This window comes from Chryseobacterium sp. P1-3 (genome assembly GCF_000738495.1).
Classification (GTDB): domain Bacteria; phylum Bacteroidota; class Bacteroidia; order Flavobacteriales; family Weeksellaceae; genus Chryseobacterium; species Chryseobacterium gallinarum.
This window is the reverse complement of the sequence record NZ_JPEQ01000009.1, coordinates 67,347-83,746: the sequence shown is the minus strand read 5'-3', so window position 1 is coordinate 83,746 and position 16,400 is coordinate 67,347. Positions and strand designations below refer to the sequence as shown.

The window sequence follows — 16,400 nt, the reverse complement described above, 5'->3', positions numbered from 1 at the left end:
ATTTTATAAATGTGAATCCCGGCTTTGAGCCGGGATTTTTGTTATCTTTGTGTACAAAAAATAGGATTATGGATTTTTACAAGATTTTGCTTAGTGCACACAAAGGATTTGGATACCTGGAACTTCTTTTAGTTGCATTATTTATCATTGCACTTTTAGCTACCATGTTTGGTTTCAGTGGAAAAGTAAACAAGTTTTTAAAGAAGACAACTCTTTTCACAATGATTTTTTTCCACGTTCAATTTTTGGCAGGAATAATCTTACTGTTGGTGTCTCCAGGTGTTAAAGCAGCAATGTCTGCAGGAACTTTAATGAGTGATTCTTATTCAAGATTCCAGTATGTTGAACATCCATTTTCTATGCTTATTGCAGCGGTATTGATGACCATCGTCAACAAAAAAGTGAAATCCAATGATACTATTTCTTTAGCAGTAGTGATCATGGGATTAATTGCAGTAGGTTTATTTGCATTTGCATTCCCCTGGACAAGAGTCTTCGGGGCCTAAGACAAAAAAAAGAAATTATACATTATGCGTTATAATTTAAATAGTTTAATCTTAAATTTTTAATTAAATCAATGAAAGTAGCTGTAGTAGGTTCAACGGGAATGGTTGGACAAGTTATGCTTAAAGTTTTGGAGGAGAGAAACTTCCCTGTAACAGAATTAATTCCGGTAGCATCCGAAAAATCTGTAGGTAAGAAGGTGAAGTATAAACAGAAGGAATTTACCATTGTAAGCATGAAGGACGCTATAGCTGCCAGACCGGATATTGCCATCTTCTCTGCAGGTGGTTCTACTTCGCTTGAATTCGCTCCGTTATTTGCTGAAGCAGGAACAACGGTAATCGACAATTCTTCAGCATGGAGAATGGATCCTGACAAAAAATTAGTGGTTCCTGAAATCAACGCTGATGTTTTGTCTAAAGAAGATAAAATCATTGCCAATCCAAATTGTTCTACCATCCAGTTGGTAATGGTTTTAGGGCCTTTGAACAAAAAATATGATTTAAAAAGAGTAATCGTTTCCACGTACCAGTCTGTAACAGGAACCGGTAAAGCTGCCGTAGATCAATTAAACGGTGAAATCAGCGGAAATGATGCTGCAAAAGTATATCCTTACCAGATTTTCAAAAATGCTCTGCCGCACTGTGATGTGTTTGCAGATGATGATTACACTAAAGAAGAAATCAAATTGATGAAAGAGCCTAAAAAGATTTTAGGGGATGATACATTCAATCTGACAGCAACAGCGGTAAGGGTTCCGGTTCAGGGAGGACACTCTGAAAGTGTAAATATTGAATTTGAAAATGAATTTGATCTTGACGAAGTCAGAAAAATCCTATCCGAAACTCCGGGAGTAATTGTTATGGACGATGTTAAAAACAACCATTATCCGATGCCGCTATATTCGGAAGGAAAAGATGAAGTCTTCGTAGGACGAATAAGACGGGACCTGTCACAGCCCAAAACACTTAACCTTTGGATTGTAGCAGATAACCTGAGGAAGGGAGCTGCAACAAACGCTGTACAAATCGCAGAATACCTTGTAGCAAACAACTTAGTATAAACTAACAAAATAAAAAAGAGTCTCAGAATTGAGATTCTTTTTTTTATCGAACACAATATGACCACACAAAATACCCATAAAGATAAAATAGGATTCCAAAGGATCATTGCTGCATTTGGAGTCATTCTTTTCATCGGGAAAATTATAGCCTGGAAACTTACCAATTCTGATGCCGTATTTTCTGATGCTATGGAAAGCATTGTGAATGTCATCAGTGCTTTTATGGGCCTCTACTCTCTTCATCTTGCCGCCAAGCCTAAGGATGAAGATCACCCTTATGGCCATGGGAAAGTAGAATTTGTCACTTCGGGAATTGAAGGAGCCCTAATTGCCATTGCCGGCCTTATGATTATTTATGAAGGAGTACATAGTCTTATTGTAGGGAAAACGCTCAGTAAGCTGGATATTGGAATCTGGATCATTGCAGCTACGGCAGTAATCAATTATCTGCTGGGATACATTTCTATCAAAAAAGGAGAAAGAGAAAATTCCCTGGTTCTGGTCTCTTCAGGGAAACATCTCCAGTCAGATACCATTACCACCCTTGGTGTTGTTGCCAGTTTGATCATAGTATATTTTACAAAAATTTTCTGGCTGGATTCAGTAGTAGCTTTGGCCTTCGGATTTTACATTATTAGTGTAGGATATAAAATTGTCCGTAAATCTTTAAGCGGAATTATGGACGAACAGGATCCTGAAATCCTGCACCAGATTATCAAAATCTTAGAAGAAAACAGAAGAACGGAATGGATCGATGTCCACAATATGAAAATCCAGCAATTCGGTGCTAATCTCCATATTGACGCCCATATTACTTTACCCTGGTATTACAGTCTTCGTGATGCCCACAATGAAATGGAAAAAATGATCCTTCTTTTAGCCAATAATATCAAGCGGAATATTGAATTTAATTTTCATATGGATGACTGTAAGCCCGTGTCGTGTACTGTTTGCCAGATCCAGAACTGCCCTGTCCGGGAAAAAGACTTTATTAAGCGGGTAGAATGGACTTCAGAAAATGTAACAAGTGTAGACAAGCATTGTGCAGAATAGCTCAGCTTTTATCACCTTCCCTGCTTCATCATCTGTTTCCTGTAATAAAACATCGGAACGATCAATAATATAATCAAAGGTTGGATCACAAACCTCCTCATATAAAAAGAAAAAAGATACCCAATCTCAAAATGATCAGAGATACAATATAAATAAATAGGAAAAGCAATGCCGAAAACAATGAGCATCATAACCGCTCCCTGAACTGTCCATTGCCTGTTTCTAAATAACCCTTGAATAATCAGACAGGAAAACACTAAATTTAAGGTAAACCTGAACAGATAACCTGAAATAAGTTTTCCCCACTCAAAGGAGGGAAACATAATATTTTTATTAGCTTCGTGAAAGTAACCAAGAAAAGGATCATAAAATAAGGTATCTTCAAGGATCCTCACCCCCAATAGACCGCAAATACCTATTATGACCAGGCACCAATTAAGCATTTTCATTTTTTAAAGCAAAGAATTTAATCCAGATGAGCCAAAGAATAACGACACTCCCATAGATTACCGCCGGAAAAATAAAATCATGGAACATTTTACCATATTCCTTATGATCTGCCATTACAACATTAAGCCCCACAATCCTCAAAAGGTTCATAATGTACAGTATAACAAGTCCTGTTCCGGCAAAAATAAAAGTTTTTAAACCCTTATAAAAGGCAAAAACAAAAGATACAAAAAGAATCATTACAGAGACAGCGTTACACCCCTCCACCATCCTTGTCGTGTATTGCTTTTTGACATAAAACCAAACCTGTTCGTTTTTTATATCATCATAAAGCTCCGTCGGGAAGTTGATAAGATTTTGCAGATAGCTGACCTGGTTTGCGATAATTCTTGAAAAAGAATCCAGCCCCAAACCTTTTTCACTGTTAAGGTAGGATTGATATGCAAAAAGCAACACCAGATAAATGATGATGAAACGCAACAATATCCCTAATACGGGCTTAAAGTCTTTTAACATAATACAAATATAAAAATTCAACTGTAAATTATCCTGAGTTTGGAATAATAAACTCAAATTTTAATCATGCAGAACTCCTGATTATTTCAAATATTATAAAATCATCATTAAAACAAGGAAAAGCCATCAAAAAAAAACATCAACACTTTCATAAAGCACTTTCTTTCTTGGATTCTCCATCCTTATCTCCAAAAGCTTCAGTTCCATAATAATTATCTCTGGTTACCAACTCATGTTAAATTAGTATATTTGTTTCCATATTATGATTTCTGAAAACGCAAAACGATTTTTTGAAAGCCAGGTAGGTAAAAAATCTTCCGAATTCATCACCTTAGCGCAAAGCGGCTCTGCGAGAGTTAATTTTATGGCTGCAACCGATACCGGAAAGTATATTATTACATATAATGAAAACATTTCCGAAAATGAAAGCTTTCTTTACTATTCCAGTATCTTTTCCGGCCTGCACCTTAATACTCCAACCATCTACGCCGTTTCTGAAGACAAAAAAATGTACATTCAGGAGTTTCTGGGAGAACAAACCCTTTCGGAAGTAATTACAAAAGAAAATCTGTCGCCCCGTGTACGGGATCTCGTAAAACAGACTTTGGAAAAGCTGTTTCAGATGCAGGTTCAGACTCAGGGGAAAATAGATTTTTCCAAAACTTTTGAGTACGAAAGTTATGATGAGCTTCCTGTTATTCATGATTTGTACTATTTCAAAAATTTTGTGGCGGATTTCCTGGAGCTGGAATACAATAAATCTGCACTCCTTAAAGAATTCAAACGTATAGCCACCCTTGTAGAAGGACTGGAACCCAAGGGAATTATGATCCGCGATTTTCAGGCAAGGAATATTATGGTAAACGAAAAGAATGAAGTTTCATTTATTGATTACCAGTCAGCGATGAAAGGCCCGTTGATGTATGATGTTATTTCTTTTCTTTTCCAGGCTAAGGCCAATTTTCCTGAAGATTTTAAAAATGAAATGCTCACATTTTATATCCGGCAATTTGAAGACTCCAAAACCAGGATGGAATTGGAAAATGCTGTAAAACCTATTCAAATGATGAGATTCCTACAGGTTTTAGGAGCCTACGGGTTCAGAGGACTGATCCAACGTAAACAACATTTCATATCAAGTGTAGAAAAAGGTATCCAAAATATTACAGAATTTGCCGTTCAATGGGAGCGGATGAAAGAATACCCGGAACTTGAAAAAGTTATTCAACAATTAACCACTGAAAAAACGAAATTAAAAATTAAAGAAATTTTAAATTGAACCATTAGATGCTTTAAGTTATTAAGAATGGTAAGAGTATAGGATAAGGTTACGAAGCCTTACAACAATAAAAGCCTTCTAATGGCATTTTGAAACGATCAAAATCTTAATTAACCTTAAAGCTTAAAATACCTTAAATGATAAAAAAAGAAAAAATGCTACACATTGACATCCACAGTTTTTCATATAAAAAAGGAGGAATTCCCAAAGACCTTACCGGAAACGGTGGTGGCTTTGCCTTTGATTGCAGGGGAATTTTAAACCCTGGAAGAATTGAAGAGTATAAGAGCCAGACCGGAAATGATGCCGAAGTTCAGGAGTACCTGGAAACCCAAACTGAAATGCCAAGATTCTTGGAACTGGTAAAAGCTATTATTTCAATCAATATTGAAGATTACCTGGCAAGAGGATTTGAAAATCTTCAGATCAATTTCGGGTGTACCGGAGGCCAGCACAGATCTGTGTATTCCGCTATTAAAATTGCTGAATTTATCAAAGAAAAATATCCCGAAGGAACTACAGTAAGCCTTCATCATGATGAACAACCTCAACTGAATACATAAGTGATAAGCGACCATTGATACATGACTGTTAACTCATCATTTATTCAAAATGGATCATATCATCACTCATCAATTATTATTTATCACTTATAAAAAATGAAAGCTCTTATTTTCGCAGCAGGAAAAGGTACAAGACTCAGACCCTTTACAGATCACCACCCTAAAGCTTTGGCAAAAGTAAACGGAGTTTCGCTCTTAGAAAGAAATATCCGCTACCTGAAAAGTTTTGGTATCCAGGATTTTGTCATCAACATCCACCATTTCGGCGATCAGATTGTCGATTTTTTAAAGAAAAACAATAATTTCGGATGCCATATTGAAATCTCCGATGAAACCGGTGAACTGCTGGAAACCGGGGGCGGCTTGATTTTTGCTAGAAAGTTTCTCGATCATGGTGAAGATTTTTTTAATCATGAATGCTGATATTTTAACCAATATAAACATCAATACATTGGTAGAATATCATAAAAAGATAAAAGATTTTGCTACTTTAGCAGTTTCGGACCGGGAAAGTTCGAGAAAACTCCTTTTCAACGATGATATGGTTTTAAGAGGATGGCTGAATGTACAAACAGGTGAACAGAGACTTGCTGAATTCAACAAAGGTTTTAAAGCCCTTGCTTTTAGTGGAGTTCACTGTATCAACCCTGTCATCTTTGAAAAAATAAAAAAGAACCGGCAAGTTTTCTGTTATGGAAGAATATCTGGACCTGATGCAAACCGAACATATTCACGGCTTTCTGCATGACAGCATTCTTATAGATGTAGGAAGACCAGAATCCATAATAGAAGCCGAAAAACATTTTAAATAATTTTTGCAATGGAAATTGATGGAATCAGGGATGAGAGTTTAGTAAATCCGGAACTTGATATTAACGAGACAAAACTACACGACAGTTTCAGACAAAAAACATGGGATGAGACAATTACTAAAGACAGCTGGATGGTTTTCAAAATCATGGCCGAGTTTGTGGATGGCTATGAAAAGCTGGCTAAAATTGGCCCATGTGTCTCTATATTCGGTTCTGCACGATTAAAGCCCGAAAGTCATTATTACAATATGGCTGTGGAAATTGCTGAAAAAATCACAAAATTAGGATTCGGAATTATTACAGGAGGAGGCCCGGGGATTATGGAAGCCGGTAATAAGGGGGCAGCCAACGCAAAAGGACGCTCCATCGGCCTTAATATTGATCTTCCTTTTGAACAGCACTTTAACCCGTACATTAATAAATCCTATTCAATGAACTTTGATTACTTCTTCGTAAGGAAAGTAATGTTTGTAAAATATTCCCAGGGATTCGTGGTAATGCCCGGCGGCTTCGGAACATTAGATGAGCTGACGGAAGCATTAACGCTTATTCAGACCAATAAAATTGGTAAATTTCCCATTGTTCTGATAGGGAGTGAATTCTGGAGCGGATTACTGGATTGGTTCAAAGCAACCCTGTTAAAAGAAGGAATGATTGCTGAAGATGATCTTGAACTTTACAGAGTGGTAGATACTGCGGATGAGGCGGTAGCACACATTAAGGCTTTTTATGATAAATATTCTGTGAATGTAAATTTTTAATTGGCATATTATTTGTGAACTATAACTAGCAAGTATGATTGTAAATCTATTAATTAAGATGAAAAAACTTTTATATATATCAGGAATTTTAACATTTTTTGTGTTAATGAGTTTTATGTATGTAGACTTTTTCTCTTCAATGACCAAGGTGGATTATATTGATGGAAGCAAAACATTGAAGTTTACCACAAAAATGAATACAAGCCATATTTCTGATGCTATTAAAATAAATCCAAACACCGCCGGATTTGAAGCTGAAGTAAAAAAATATGTGAACAATAATTTTGATGTATTTGTCAATGGTGCTCCTAAAACAATTACCTTCACGGGAAGCCAGGTCAGCGGAGAAACTGTATGGGTGTATTTTGAAACCGGAGGCGTTTCAGATATCAGCACCTTAAAGATTAAAAATACAATCCTTTTAAGCTCTTTCCCTAAACAAATCAATCTGGTGAACATTGCCTACAAAGGCAGCCAGAAAACAATGAACTTCCAGAGGGGAAAAGAAGTGAATGAGGTTTCTTTTTAAACTATTAATTTTGTATATAAAAACCACTGTAAAACACAGTGGTTTTTTATTTTTGAAGCACTCTTCATATTCCGTCACACAAGCATTTTAATTATTCTTTATCTTCTTCGCATACATCGGTTAAGCGACGTCAAAACTTTTCCGATAATAATCCATCAGCGGCAGCTGTCAATCTTTTCCCGGACTCAATCAAAACATCATTTTTAACTGGGTGCACACCTTTAATAAATTCGATATAAATCCGGAAATGAAGCCAATTAAAAAGCCGGCTCTTACGACCGGCTTTGCTTTATAAAGACAATAACTGATTATTGTGCTTTTATTTTAAAGTCGTCTACTTCCCATGTAGCTGCAGCAGAGGTTGTAGAAGTGTATTTAAAGGCAATTCTTACATTTTTACCTAAGAAAGCATTCAAATTCACGTTTCCTGAGCCTACCCAATCGCCAAATGCACCTGAATTGGTGTCCAGTGTGGCAGGAAGTAACGTCCAGTTAGTTGTTGTAACATCACCTGTATAGTTATCCGTAGCATAAACCTGTAAGGCATTTCCGGAATACCTTACATCCGTAGTAAAGCTTACTGCTGCCTTGGTTTTACCTGCTAAGTTTATTTCTTTAGAGATCAGCCAGTCTTCATTGGCAATATTATTATTAGCTCCTCCGGCATTACCATTCATCATAGCATAATAATTAGCTCCGTTTCCTTGATTGGATGTTTGCCAGAATTGGTTAGGTCCTACTTTATTAACAGTTGTCCAGTCTGCACTGAATCCACCTGCTGCGAAATCATCACTGTACACTACCGGAATAGGGGTATAAACACTTCCGTCACATCTTGGCGCATCAAAGTCAATATTTGCTAATTTTGTAATCCATAGCTGGTAAGTTCCGTTGAATACACTTAAAATTGCATATACATCACCCTTTCCTCCTTTTACCTCATAAGCTCCTGGTTTAATCGTTCCGAAGCTTGCCTGCCCGCTAGTTCTCAGAGCAACTGTATTTCCTGAACAATCTTCAAGGGTTCTGTTTGTAACACTGTTACCATCAGTTAACGTCCTACCTAAATCCCCGTCTACAAATTCAACATCTTTAATTTTGATCCATCTTCCAACATCCGCCATTGATAATTGGGGAATTGTTTTTTCTGTAGGAATTACGGCTCTTGCAGCAGTATTGCTATCGAAGAAGTATTTATACATTTCAGCTTCTTCAATCTGTCCGAACTGTGTATTATTATTGAATAAAGCTCCTAGCTGAATTTCTCCGTTGACATTCCTTACATATAGATTTTTCAGCTTGATATTAACGTCTTTTCCTAATCTGAATCTGCTGTCAAGATATAGGTTTGTTTTATTCATGTTCACTCTGATTCCGCCTGTAGCATCTTCTACATAAACATATTTATAAAGGTTACCTGTCTCATCGTTAGCTACCACCTGGGCTTTAAGATAATAATCTCCGGTAATCTGTACCCAGTTTGTAGTTCCTGCAGCCAGTTGTTTTACCTCAGCCACTGTTTTAGCGGTCAGACTGCCTGGATTGAAATCACAAGGTCCTGATAAAAGCCCATCTGTACGAGGGAATGATTTCATGTCCAGATCTTCAGCTTTGTTCACATACAGCTGATAAGTAGTTGTATTTCCTGACTGGAATTTACTATAAATCCCTACAAACTTTCCCTTTCCTGAAGGAAGAAGCTGGCTGGCAAAGGAAGCATATCCGCTGTTTCTTACAACGGCAGTTTTTGCATATTTTCCATTTACCCATCCTTCACCGATGGTTTTATCTACAGTTACACCATTTGGAGCGTAGGTAGTACATAAAGCTCTTGCATCAAATTCCACATCATTTACCTGAATAAGACATCCGAAGTACTGGTCATTTGCTGCCGTCATATCGGCAAGTTTCATAATCTTTGGTACAATTTTCCCTTTTGGAGCGCAAGATCTGAAGATTTGTTTTGCAACAAGTTTTTCCGGAATTCTTGACACAGATGTTGCAGAAGTCTCAGCTCCCGTTTCCACCCCAAGTTGTACCAGGCCTCCATAAGTACCGATGGCCAGTCCATTCAGTTTTATATATACTTTTGAACCCTGAGGATATTTAGTGTAGGTACTTACGGCGTCAACACTTATCGTAAACCCTTGTGTAGGATTTTCCAAAGCATCCTGAACATAGATCGTTTTATAGATATTTCCTGTTTCATCCGTAGAAGAAACATATCCTACCATATACAGATCATCAGCTTCATTATCAGGAGTTTCATCTTTAGGGAAAACATATCTTGCATTCTGATATTTTGCTTTTACATCAGCAAATGGCACTACTATTCCTTTTTTATCTGCACAATCATACCCGTCAAGATCAGGCTGATCATACTTATCATCATGCACACAGCCTGTTACTACAAACAGAGAAGTGGCTGCGATAAAAAATATATTGTAAAATTGAAGTATAATTTTTCATTGTCATCGTTTTAGAATCTTAAATAAACATTAGTAAAGAAAGTGATTCCTCTGTCATACCACAGTTTTGGCCCGAAATAAGGGGTTGCTCTCTGGGCATCAGCAAGCGCATCACTAAAGTTTACATTTCGTCCTTGTTCAAATCCTCCGGTAACATAATTTCTGTTATTCAGAATATTATTTACAGATACGCTGACTCCCATTCTGTATTTTCCAAATTGGAAAGACTTACCGGCATTGGCATTCAGCATAAACTGATTATCAAATTTCTTTTGTTTGGTAATAAGTTCTATCAGTTCGGGAGTTACTCCAGGGAAAGGATCGTTGGTTTGTGGATCCGTATACATGTAAGGAGTTTTGTTCAACGCTGAAAAATCAAGGTATTGATCCATTAAGTAGTTGGCAGAAGCCCCTACCCACCAATATTTCGGAGAGTTATATTTTAATCCGAAAGAGAATGCTTTTTGTGGTGTTCCTGCTACTTTATAGCCTTTAACATTAGCTTTCCCCCAAACATCAGTTCCCCTGAACCCGTTAAGGTCATCAAAGGTAGAAACTTCAGGGTTATTGGTATATTTATATTCACCGACACTTGCTACCCCTACAGCACTTAAGGTAGGTGTTACTTTAACATCGAATCCTAGTTCTAGTCCCATGTATCTTTTATTAACACCGCTCATTGCTTCGTTTACCAACGTACTGAAAGAATTTCCTAATGTTCCGTCATTTACATCAGCATAGTATCTTGAAATTTCAGTAGCATTTTGAATAGTAGTATAATAAGCTGATAATCTTAATTTCAGTATTTGCCCTCTCAGGATATAGCTTAAATCATTAGAATTGATCATCTGATTAGTAACCCCCGGTGTTACATAATCAACCATTCTTGGATTGATATAAATTTCATTCAATGTAGGGGCTAAGCTAAAGAACGCTCCGTTATATACAATGAAGTTCTTACCGTTGATCTTATAAGTAATTTTACCCTTGATTCCAGCATCTAAAGCATCATATACCGCACTCTTACCTTTGGAGTTATCTCTGAATCTCGCAAGACCACTTCTGAAGTTTCCTTCTCTGTAAGCTTCCGAATAAGAAGAGAAAACAGAAGCTACTATATTCCACTTATTGAAGTCTATTTCAGATGAAACATTTAATGAATAGTGATTTCTTGTCAGTTCGTAAGAATATTGAGTTCTGTCCCCTTCCCTTACTGTTACGTCTGCATTATCTGCGTCATATTTGGCATCACCGTTAAATGCATTAAGGTTATAAGCAAAGGCAGCTCCTAACAAGTCTTTGATTCTTCTAAAGTTATCAGATTTTAGGTTCTGATAATTAAAGTTGATATTCAATTTCCAGTTATCCTTTAGTCTTGTGTCAAAGTGAGAGGAGAAGTTGAATGTTTTATCTTTATTTACATCTTCTACAACAGTATAAACAGCTCCTCTGGCAGTACCATCCGAGTTGGTAAGATTGAGCCGGTTTGTGTTATACAGATAATTCCAGTCGATCTGTGACTGTTGTCTGAATTCATCAGCATTAAGAAGTCCGAAGCTTGGCAATTTTCTATAATAGGTCGGGTTCGGATCAGAAGCATGGAACCAGTCTAACCTGCTCCTTGCGTCGCTACCAAACTGATAAGAAACGGTGTTGATCCAATTGGAGTTTTTTCCTATTTTCAAATAGTCCGTTAAAATGAACATAGGCTCAAAAACATTTCTGATTCTTGAATTTCTCTTCTCTCCATCCTGCCATCCCCAATATGAATTGTAGTTTTTACCCATGATGTCATACACTTCCTGGGTATTAGGAGCGTTAGAAGCCCTGTACGTAGGAGATCCGAAAGCCGTTAAATTGATAGAGTGCCTGTCACTGAATTTCTTTTCAATGGACGCAAAATAAGCATATGCATCCTGATAAACTCCATCCAGAATCGCTCTGTCTCCCCATCTTCTGCTTCCTGAAACCGTCACTGCCCAGCCATTTTTAGTAAGACCTGATGAATAGGTAGCCATTGCTCTGTGCAGGTAGCTTCTGTTGGTAAACGAGTAGGCTAATGAGGTTTGTTTTCTATAGCTGGAAGCCCTTGTATTATAATAAACCACTCCCCCTAGGTTACCAAAAGTATATTCTGAAGGCGTAATATTGTCTACATTTTCATAAGGATATCTGGTCACATCATTCAAACCACCCCAGTTGTTGAAATCTATTCTTCCGTCATCATTTTTAGACATAGATACTCCATTGAAAACCACATCCTCAAATCTATTGTCTACACCTCTGGGTCTGAACCAATAGGCACCCAATTCAAAAGCAGAAACATTTTGGAAGGCATCTCTCCCTGAGCTTAAAAGTCCCACAGTAGGCTGCATGGATGAGCCTCCATCTTCAGCATCACTCGCAGCGTCGTCAATGACTATAACTCCTGCGTCTGATCCCAAAGTATAGTTAAGTGTAATCACACCTAAATCTTTTCTCTTCTCATCGGCAGTCACATCAAACTCTAAGATTTTAGAATCAAAATTTGGTTTTGTTACTGTAATAAGATAGTGTCCAGGTTTTAAATCCACAAACTGGAAGTATCCAATTTTATCCGCGGTTGTGTCGTCGCCGGATTGTGCCAGATCTACTTCTGCTTTCTCCAATGGCTTACCGTCCTGGTCTTTAACATACGCATAAACAGTAGTTTGTGCAAAATAATAAGAAGCAGGCATTAACGTAAACAAAGAGATTAGGGATAGTTTTTTAATCATAATAAACTTATTTTTAACTCCTTCTTTATTTAAGGGGCAACAAATTTAGAACTATTTTCATTAACTCAAACAGTTTAAGCTATTTATTCTATTAATTTTTCTTAACCTTTCATCATTATCCTAAAAATAAGCAATAATTTTCATCAATAGCAAAAAAAAGATTTGTAACATGATTTTAATCTTATTCTACATAAAATTAGTAATTTTACCCTCTATTTTTTGAACAGACAAGCATGAAAAAATATGTAATCATGGCTGCCTTATTTTGCTTCGGTTCTGCTTTCTCACAGCAGAAACAGGTAAAGAGGGCTGCTATCGGGTTTCTGAACGTTGAAAACCTTTGGGACACCATCCCTTCTGCAGATTATATTGATGGTACTCTTCCCAGGTCCAATCCTAAATTTCACAGGAGCGTTCCGTTAGATTCTTTAAAGTTTCTGGAAACTACAGAAGACTACAAAGGGGAATGGAGTGATGAGCTGCTGATAGGAAAAAAAAGTAATCAGAAAGCAGATCCTGGCTGATGATTTTACCGCTAACAGCCCTAAAAGATGGGGTACAAAATACTATAATCAAAAATTAGCCAATGAAGCTAAGGTAATTTCAGAAATGGGAAGACAATATACCAATGACAACCCTGCCATCTGTGGATTGATCGAGGTTGAAAACAGACAGGTTATTGAAGATCTTATTAAGCAACCTGCCCTGGCCAGAAGCAATTATGGAATCGTACACTTCAATTCTTATGATGCCAGAGGAATTGATGTGGCTATTATTTATCAAAAGGGAAGATTTTCCGTTTTAGATTCTTATAAAAAGGAAATCAAGATCTTTGACGAGACCGGAAAAAGGGAATATACCCGGGATATTGTCGTTGCCATAGGATTATTAGACGGAGAAAAAGTAGGAATATTTATGAACCACTGGCCATCCAGAAGAGGCGGAGAAGCTATTTCCCTTTCCAAAAGAAATACAGCAGCTACTGTGTTGAAAAATGAAATGGATAAAGTAGCAGCAGAAAACCCGGGAATTAAATTATTCTCAATGGGAGATTATAATGACGATCCGGTAAGCCCAAGTTTAAAAAAATACCTGGGTGCTGTAGGGGATCCTGGTGAATTGTCTGATAAAACACCTTATTATAACCTTATGTACAAATTGTATAAGGCAGGTGTTGCTTCCCTTGCCTATAGGGATGCTCCCAACCTGTTTGATCAGATTATCGTTTCACGAAACCTTTATTCAACTGAAAAAATCACGCCTACCTATACCATTTATAAAGCCGAGATCTATGCTCCTCCTTATCTGGTAAACAAGGAAGGACAGTGGAAGGGATATCCGTTACGTTCATGGGATGGAGACCGGTTCACAGGAGGATACAGCGACCACTTTCCGGCGGTTTCTGTAGTTCAGAAAGAATATATTAAAAAATAAAGTAAAAAGGCACTCTTATTGGAGTGTCTTTTTATATAAATATCAGTGTCATGAAAAATTTTATTTTATTTTTATTCATGCTGTTTATTCCTTTCAGCTGTTTTTCTCAGAACAGCCCAAAGAGTGATAAAGAACAATCCGAAATGAAACCTTCAAAAAATGAAGACGGAGAATGGGACCTTATTGTGATCGACACCCAATTTGATTATTTTTTAAACGCTATCGCTAAACCTGTCAGCCAATATTCCGAGGCTTATCTGAAAACAAAAAACTCCTTCCTGATCAATGAATGGAATGGGTATTACAACTCCGGAAAATACAGAAATATTATAGAATCAAGGATAGACTATGATCCCCAGGAAAACTACGGGATAAAATTTGAATACAAACTGTATCAGGTTTTTGCTTATGTAAACTGGAAATACGGCTTAAAAATGAAAGGCTTATCAGGAAGTGATGCGATACGATGATGTTAACAGCCATATTATAAATGATATATTAATCTGATAACAAATATTGTATAAAATAAAAGGTCCAGAAAATTCTGAACCTCTTATTTTTATAATAGTTGAAAATTATTTGTTAAATAATTCTTCCACCTTATCCCAGTTTACTACATCGAAAAATGCAGAAACATAATCAGGTCTTCTGTTCTGGTAGTTTAAATAATAAGCATGTTCCCAAACATCCAATCCTAAAACCGGAGTTCCCTTAACATCTGCAACAGGCATTAACGGGTTATCCTGGTTAGGTGTAGAGGAAACAGATACGGAACCGTCATTATTTTTTACCAGCCATGCCCATCCTGAACCAAATCTTGTTTTAGCAGCATCAGAAAAATCTGTCTTGAATTTTTCAAAACCACCATAATTTTCAATAGCAGCTTTTACATTTCCTACCGGCTCTTTGCTTCCGCCCGGAGTTAAAATCTCCCAGAATAAAGAGTGATTGAAATGTCCTCCACCATTATTTCTTACTGCCGGTTTATCTGTTCCTGTTTTGCAGATTTCTTCAATTGTTTTTCCCGCCAGATCAGTTCCTTCAATCGCTTTATTTAAATTGTCAATATATGCCTGGTGATGCTTTGTATAGTGGATTTCCATAGTTTTCGCATCAATTGTAGGCTCCAATGCATCGTATGCATATCCTAATTTTGGTAATTCAAATGACATAATCTTTATTTTTAATGTTATATCCAAAATTAGCCAATATTTAAGGGATTATCAAAAGTTAGGCATTACTTTAATAAATCTTTAACATTGATACATTGATTTAGAATGAATTAAATTTTATTTTTTTATTCCTCATAGAATCAGAAAGTTTTTTTATCTCTCTTTCAACTCCTATTCAAAACATAGTTTATTTTCATTTTTGTAACTTACACAATATGAAGTAAATTCTAACCATAGAATACTTCTTTCACGGAATGTTTAACTCAATACTTTTTATTATGAAAATTGGACTTTTTGGATTTGGAAAAGCAGGTAAGGCTGTAGCATCGGTGATCCTTCAAAGCAAGGATCATTCCCTGCAGTGGGTGTACAGAAAAACAAACAGATTAAACAGCAGGGATGCCGCTGATTTCTTCGGAATTGAAAGCAATGATCCCGGCCATTTCTATTCAGAGAAAAAAATAAGTATACAGGATTTACTGGAGCAGCATCCTGTAGATGCCATTATCGACTTCTCTTCCCAGGAAGGTATTTACACCTATGGAGAATCTGCAGCTCATAGAAAAGTAAAAATCATTTCAGCAATTTCCCACTATTCTGACAAAGAAGTGAATTTTCTTCATAAACTAGCACAAAAAGCCATTGTATTCTGGTCTCCCAACATAACTTTAGGAATTAATTATCTGTTATATGCTTCTCAGTTTTTAAAAAAAAATTGCCCCTGCAGTGGATATAGAAATTATCGAAGAACATTTTAAAGATAAAAAAGGCATTTCTGGTACTGCCATCCGGATTGCGGATGTGCTGGAAGTAAAAGATGAAAAGATCAATACAATCAGGGCAGGAGGAATTGTCGGGAAGCATGAGGTGATTTTCGGATTTCCTTTCCAAACGGTAAGGCTTATTCATGAATCCATTTCAAGAGATGCTTTCGGTAACGGTGCTCTGTTTGCTGCCGAACATCTTGTCAATAAAAAACCGGGCTTCTATAAATTTGAGGATTTACTGCATCCTTATTTCAAAGTATAGAAGCCCGGCTT

The 16,400-nt window shown here is 36.8% G+C and carries 13 protein-coding genes and 3 pseudogenes; 11 read left to right on the top strand and 5 right to left on the bottom strand.

What is annotated here, in order from left to right:
- Positions 1-68: 68 nt before the first annotated feature.
- The 3 genes from HX13_RS14130 to HX13_RS14120 all read left to right on the top strand — a co-directional run bounded on the left by HX13_RS14130 (position 69) and on the right by HX13_RS14120 (position 2,620).
- A complete protein-coding gene (locus tag HX13_RS14130; RefSeq protein ID WP_050021642.1) occupies positions 69-506 on the top strand; it encodes a hypothetical protein in 438 nt (145 codons plus the stop codon).
- Between the two features lie 71 nt (positions 507-577).
- Positions 578-1,567 carry an aspartate-semialdehyde dehydrogenase gene (locus tag HX13_RS14125; RefSeq protein ID WP_050021641.1) on the top strand — a complete coding sequence of 330 codons (990 nt, stop codon included), beginning with the start codon at positions 578-580 and terminating at the stop codon, positions 1,565-1,567.
- A gap of 57 nt (positions 1,568-1,624) precedes the next feature.
- Positions 1,625-2,620, top strand: a complete 996-nt coding sequence (locus HX13_RS14120) for a cation diffusion facilitator family transporter (RefSeq protein ID WP_050021640.1) — start codon at positions 1,625-1,627, stop codon at positions 2,618-2,620.
- Between the two features lie 11 nt (positions 2,621-2,631).
- Here the strand turns inward: HX13_RS14120 and HX13_RS14115 are convergent, their stop codons facing one another.
- Together HX13_RS14115 and xrtF are read right to left on the bottom strand one after the other, a co-directional pair.
- Positions 2,632-3,069: an exosortase F system-associated membrane protein gene (locus HX13_RS14115; protein ID WP_050021639.1), complete on the bottom strand. Its 438-nt coding sequence runs from the start codon at positions 3,067-3,069 to the stop codon at positions 2,632-2,634.
- Positions 3,056-3,586: an exosortase family protein XrtF gene (gene xrtF / locus HX13_RS14110; RefSeq protein WP_050021638.1), complete on the bottom strand. Its 531-nt coding sequence runs from the start codon at positions 3,584-3,586 to the stop codon at positions 3,056-3,058. Before xrtF ends, HX13_RS14115 begins: the two co-directional genes overlap by 14 nt.
- A 262-nt stretch (positions 3,587-3,848) precedes the next feature.
- Between xrtF and HX13_RS14105 the strand changes: the two genes are divergently transcribed.
- The 5 genes and pseudogenes from HX13_RS14105 to HX13_RS14085 all read left to right on the top strand — a co-directional run bounded on the left by HX13_RS14105 (position 3,849) and on the right by HX13_RS14085 (position 7,530).
- On the top strand, positions 3,849-4,865 hold the full coding sequence (locus HX13_RS14105; RefSeq protein ID WP_050021637.1) for an aminoglycoside phosphotransferase family protein: 1,017 nt from the start codon (positions 3,849-3,851) through the stop codon (positions 4,863-4,865).
- A gap of 155 nt (positions 4,866-5,020) precedes the next feature.
- A complete protein-coding gene (locus HX13_RS14100; protein WP_050021655.1) occupies positions 5,021-5,428 on the top strand; it encodes an RNase adapter RapZ in 408 nt (135 codons plus the stop codon).
- Between the two features lie 96 nt (positions 5,429-5,524).
- A pseudogene (locus HX13_RS14095) lies at positions 5,525-6,240 on the top strand (nucleotidyltransferase family protein).
- An 8-nt stretch (positions 6,241-6,248) separates the two neighbouring features.
- Positions 6,249-7,001: a TIGR00730 family Rossman fold protein gene (locus HX13_RS14090; protein ID WP_050021636.1), complete on the top strand. Its 753-nt coding sequence runs from the start codon at positions 6,249-6,251 to the stop codon at positions 6,999-7,001.
- Positions 7,002-7,059: 58 nt separating this feature from the next.
- On the top strand, positions 7,060-7,530 hold the full coding sequence (locus HX13_RS14085) for a DUF6702 family protein (RefSeq protein ID WP_228377716.1): 471 nt from the start codon (positions 7,060-7,062) through the stop codon (positions 7,528-7,530).
- Positions 7,531-7,838: 308 nt separating this feature from the next.
- On the opposite strand, the gene HX13_RS14080 is transcribed toward HX13_RS14085, so the two are convergent.
- Entirely contained in the window at positions 7,839-9,926 is a 2,088-nt protein-coding gene (locus tag HX13_RS14080) for a DUF5689 domain-containing protein (protein ID WP_238555356.1), read from the bottom strand.
- A gap of 83 nt (positions 9,927-10,009) precedes the next feature.
- Positions 10,010-12,754: a TonB-dependent receptor gene (locus tag HX13_RS14075; protein ID WP_050021633.1), complete on the bottom strand. Its 2,745-nt coding sequence runs from the start codon at positions 12,752-12,754 to the stop codon at positions 10,010-10,012.
- A gap of 233 nt (positions 12,755-12,987) precedes the next feature.
- Between HX13_RS14075 and HX13_RS14070 the strand changes: the two are divergent.
- Both HX13_RS14070 and HX13_RS14065 read left to right on the top strand, forming a co-directional pair.
- Positions 12,988-14,188 (top strand): annotated as a pseudogene (locus HX13_RS14070) (endonuclease).
- A 50-nt stretch (positions 14,189-14,238) separates the two neighbouring features.
- Positions 14,239-14,658, top strand: a complete 420-nt coding sequence (locus HX13_RS14065) for a DUF6146 family protein (RefSeq protein WP_050021632.1) — start codon at positions 14,239-14,241, stop codon at positions 14,656-14,658.
- A gap of 105 nt (positions 14,659-14,763) precedes the next feature.
- On the opposite strand, the gene HX13_RS14060 is transcribed toward HX13_RS14065, so the two are convergent.
- Entirely contained in the window at positions 14,764-15,360 is a 597-nt protein-coding gene (locus HX13_RS14060; RefSeq protein WP_050021631.1) for a superoxide dismutase, read from the bottom strand.
- A gap of 278 nt (positions 15,361-15,638) precedes the next feature.
- Here HX13_RS14060 and HX13_RS14055 point away from each other — a divergent pair.
- Positions 15,639-16,389 (top strand): annotated as a pseudogene (locus tag HX13_RS14055) (4-hydroxy-tetrahydrodipicolinate reductase).
- The last annotated feature ends 11 nt before the right edge of the window (positions 16,390-16,400 follow it).

Coding starts and splice junctions, on each gene's coding strand:
- HX13_RS14065 (WP_050021632.1), top strand. CDS start 14,239: ATGAAAAATTTTATTTTATTTTTATTCATGCTGTTTATTCCTTTCAGC.
- HX13_RS14090 (WP_050021636.1), top strand. CDS start 6,249: ATGGAAATTGATGGAATCAGGGATGAGAGTTTAGTAAATCCGGAACTT.
- HX13_RS14075 (WP_050021633.1), bottom strand. CDS start 12,754: ATGATTAAAAAACTATCCCTAATCTCTTTGTTTACGTTAATGCCTGCT.
- HX13_RS14130 (WP_050021642.1), top strand. CDS start 69: ATGGATTTTTACAAGATTTTGCTTAGTGCACACAAAGGATTTGGATAC.
- HX13_RS14060 (WP_050021631.1), bottom strand. CDS start 15,360: ATGTCATTTGAATTACCAAAATTAGGATATGCATACGATGCATTGGAG.
- HX13_RS14120 (WP_050021640.1), top strand. CDS start 1,625: ATGACCACACAAAATACCCATAAAGATAAAATAGGATTCCAAAGGATC.
- HX13_RS14105 (WP_050021637.1), top strand. CDS start 3,849: ATGATTTCTGAAAACGCAAAACGATTTTTTGAAAGCCAGGTAGGTAAA.
- HX13_RS14085 (WP_228377716.1), top strand. CDS start 7,060: ATGAAAAAACTTTTATATATATCAGGAATTTTAACATTTTTTGTGTTA.
- HX13_RS14125 (WP_050021641.1), top strand. CDS start 578: ATGAAAGTAGCTGTAGTAGGTTCAACGGGAATGGTTGGACAAGTTATG.
- HX13_RS14100 (WP_050021655.1), top strand. CDS start 5,021: ATGCTACACATTGACATCCACAGTTTTTCATATAAAAAAGGAGGAATT.
- xrtF (WP_050021638.1), bottom strand. CDS start 3,586: ATGTTAAAAGACTTTAAGCCCGTATTAGGGATATTGTTGCGTTTCATC.
- HX13_RS14115 (WP_050021639.1), bottom strand. CDS start 3,069: ATGAAAATGCTTAATTGGTGCCTGGTCATAATAGGTATTTGCGGTCTA.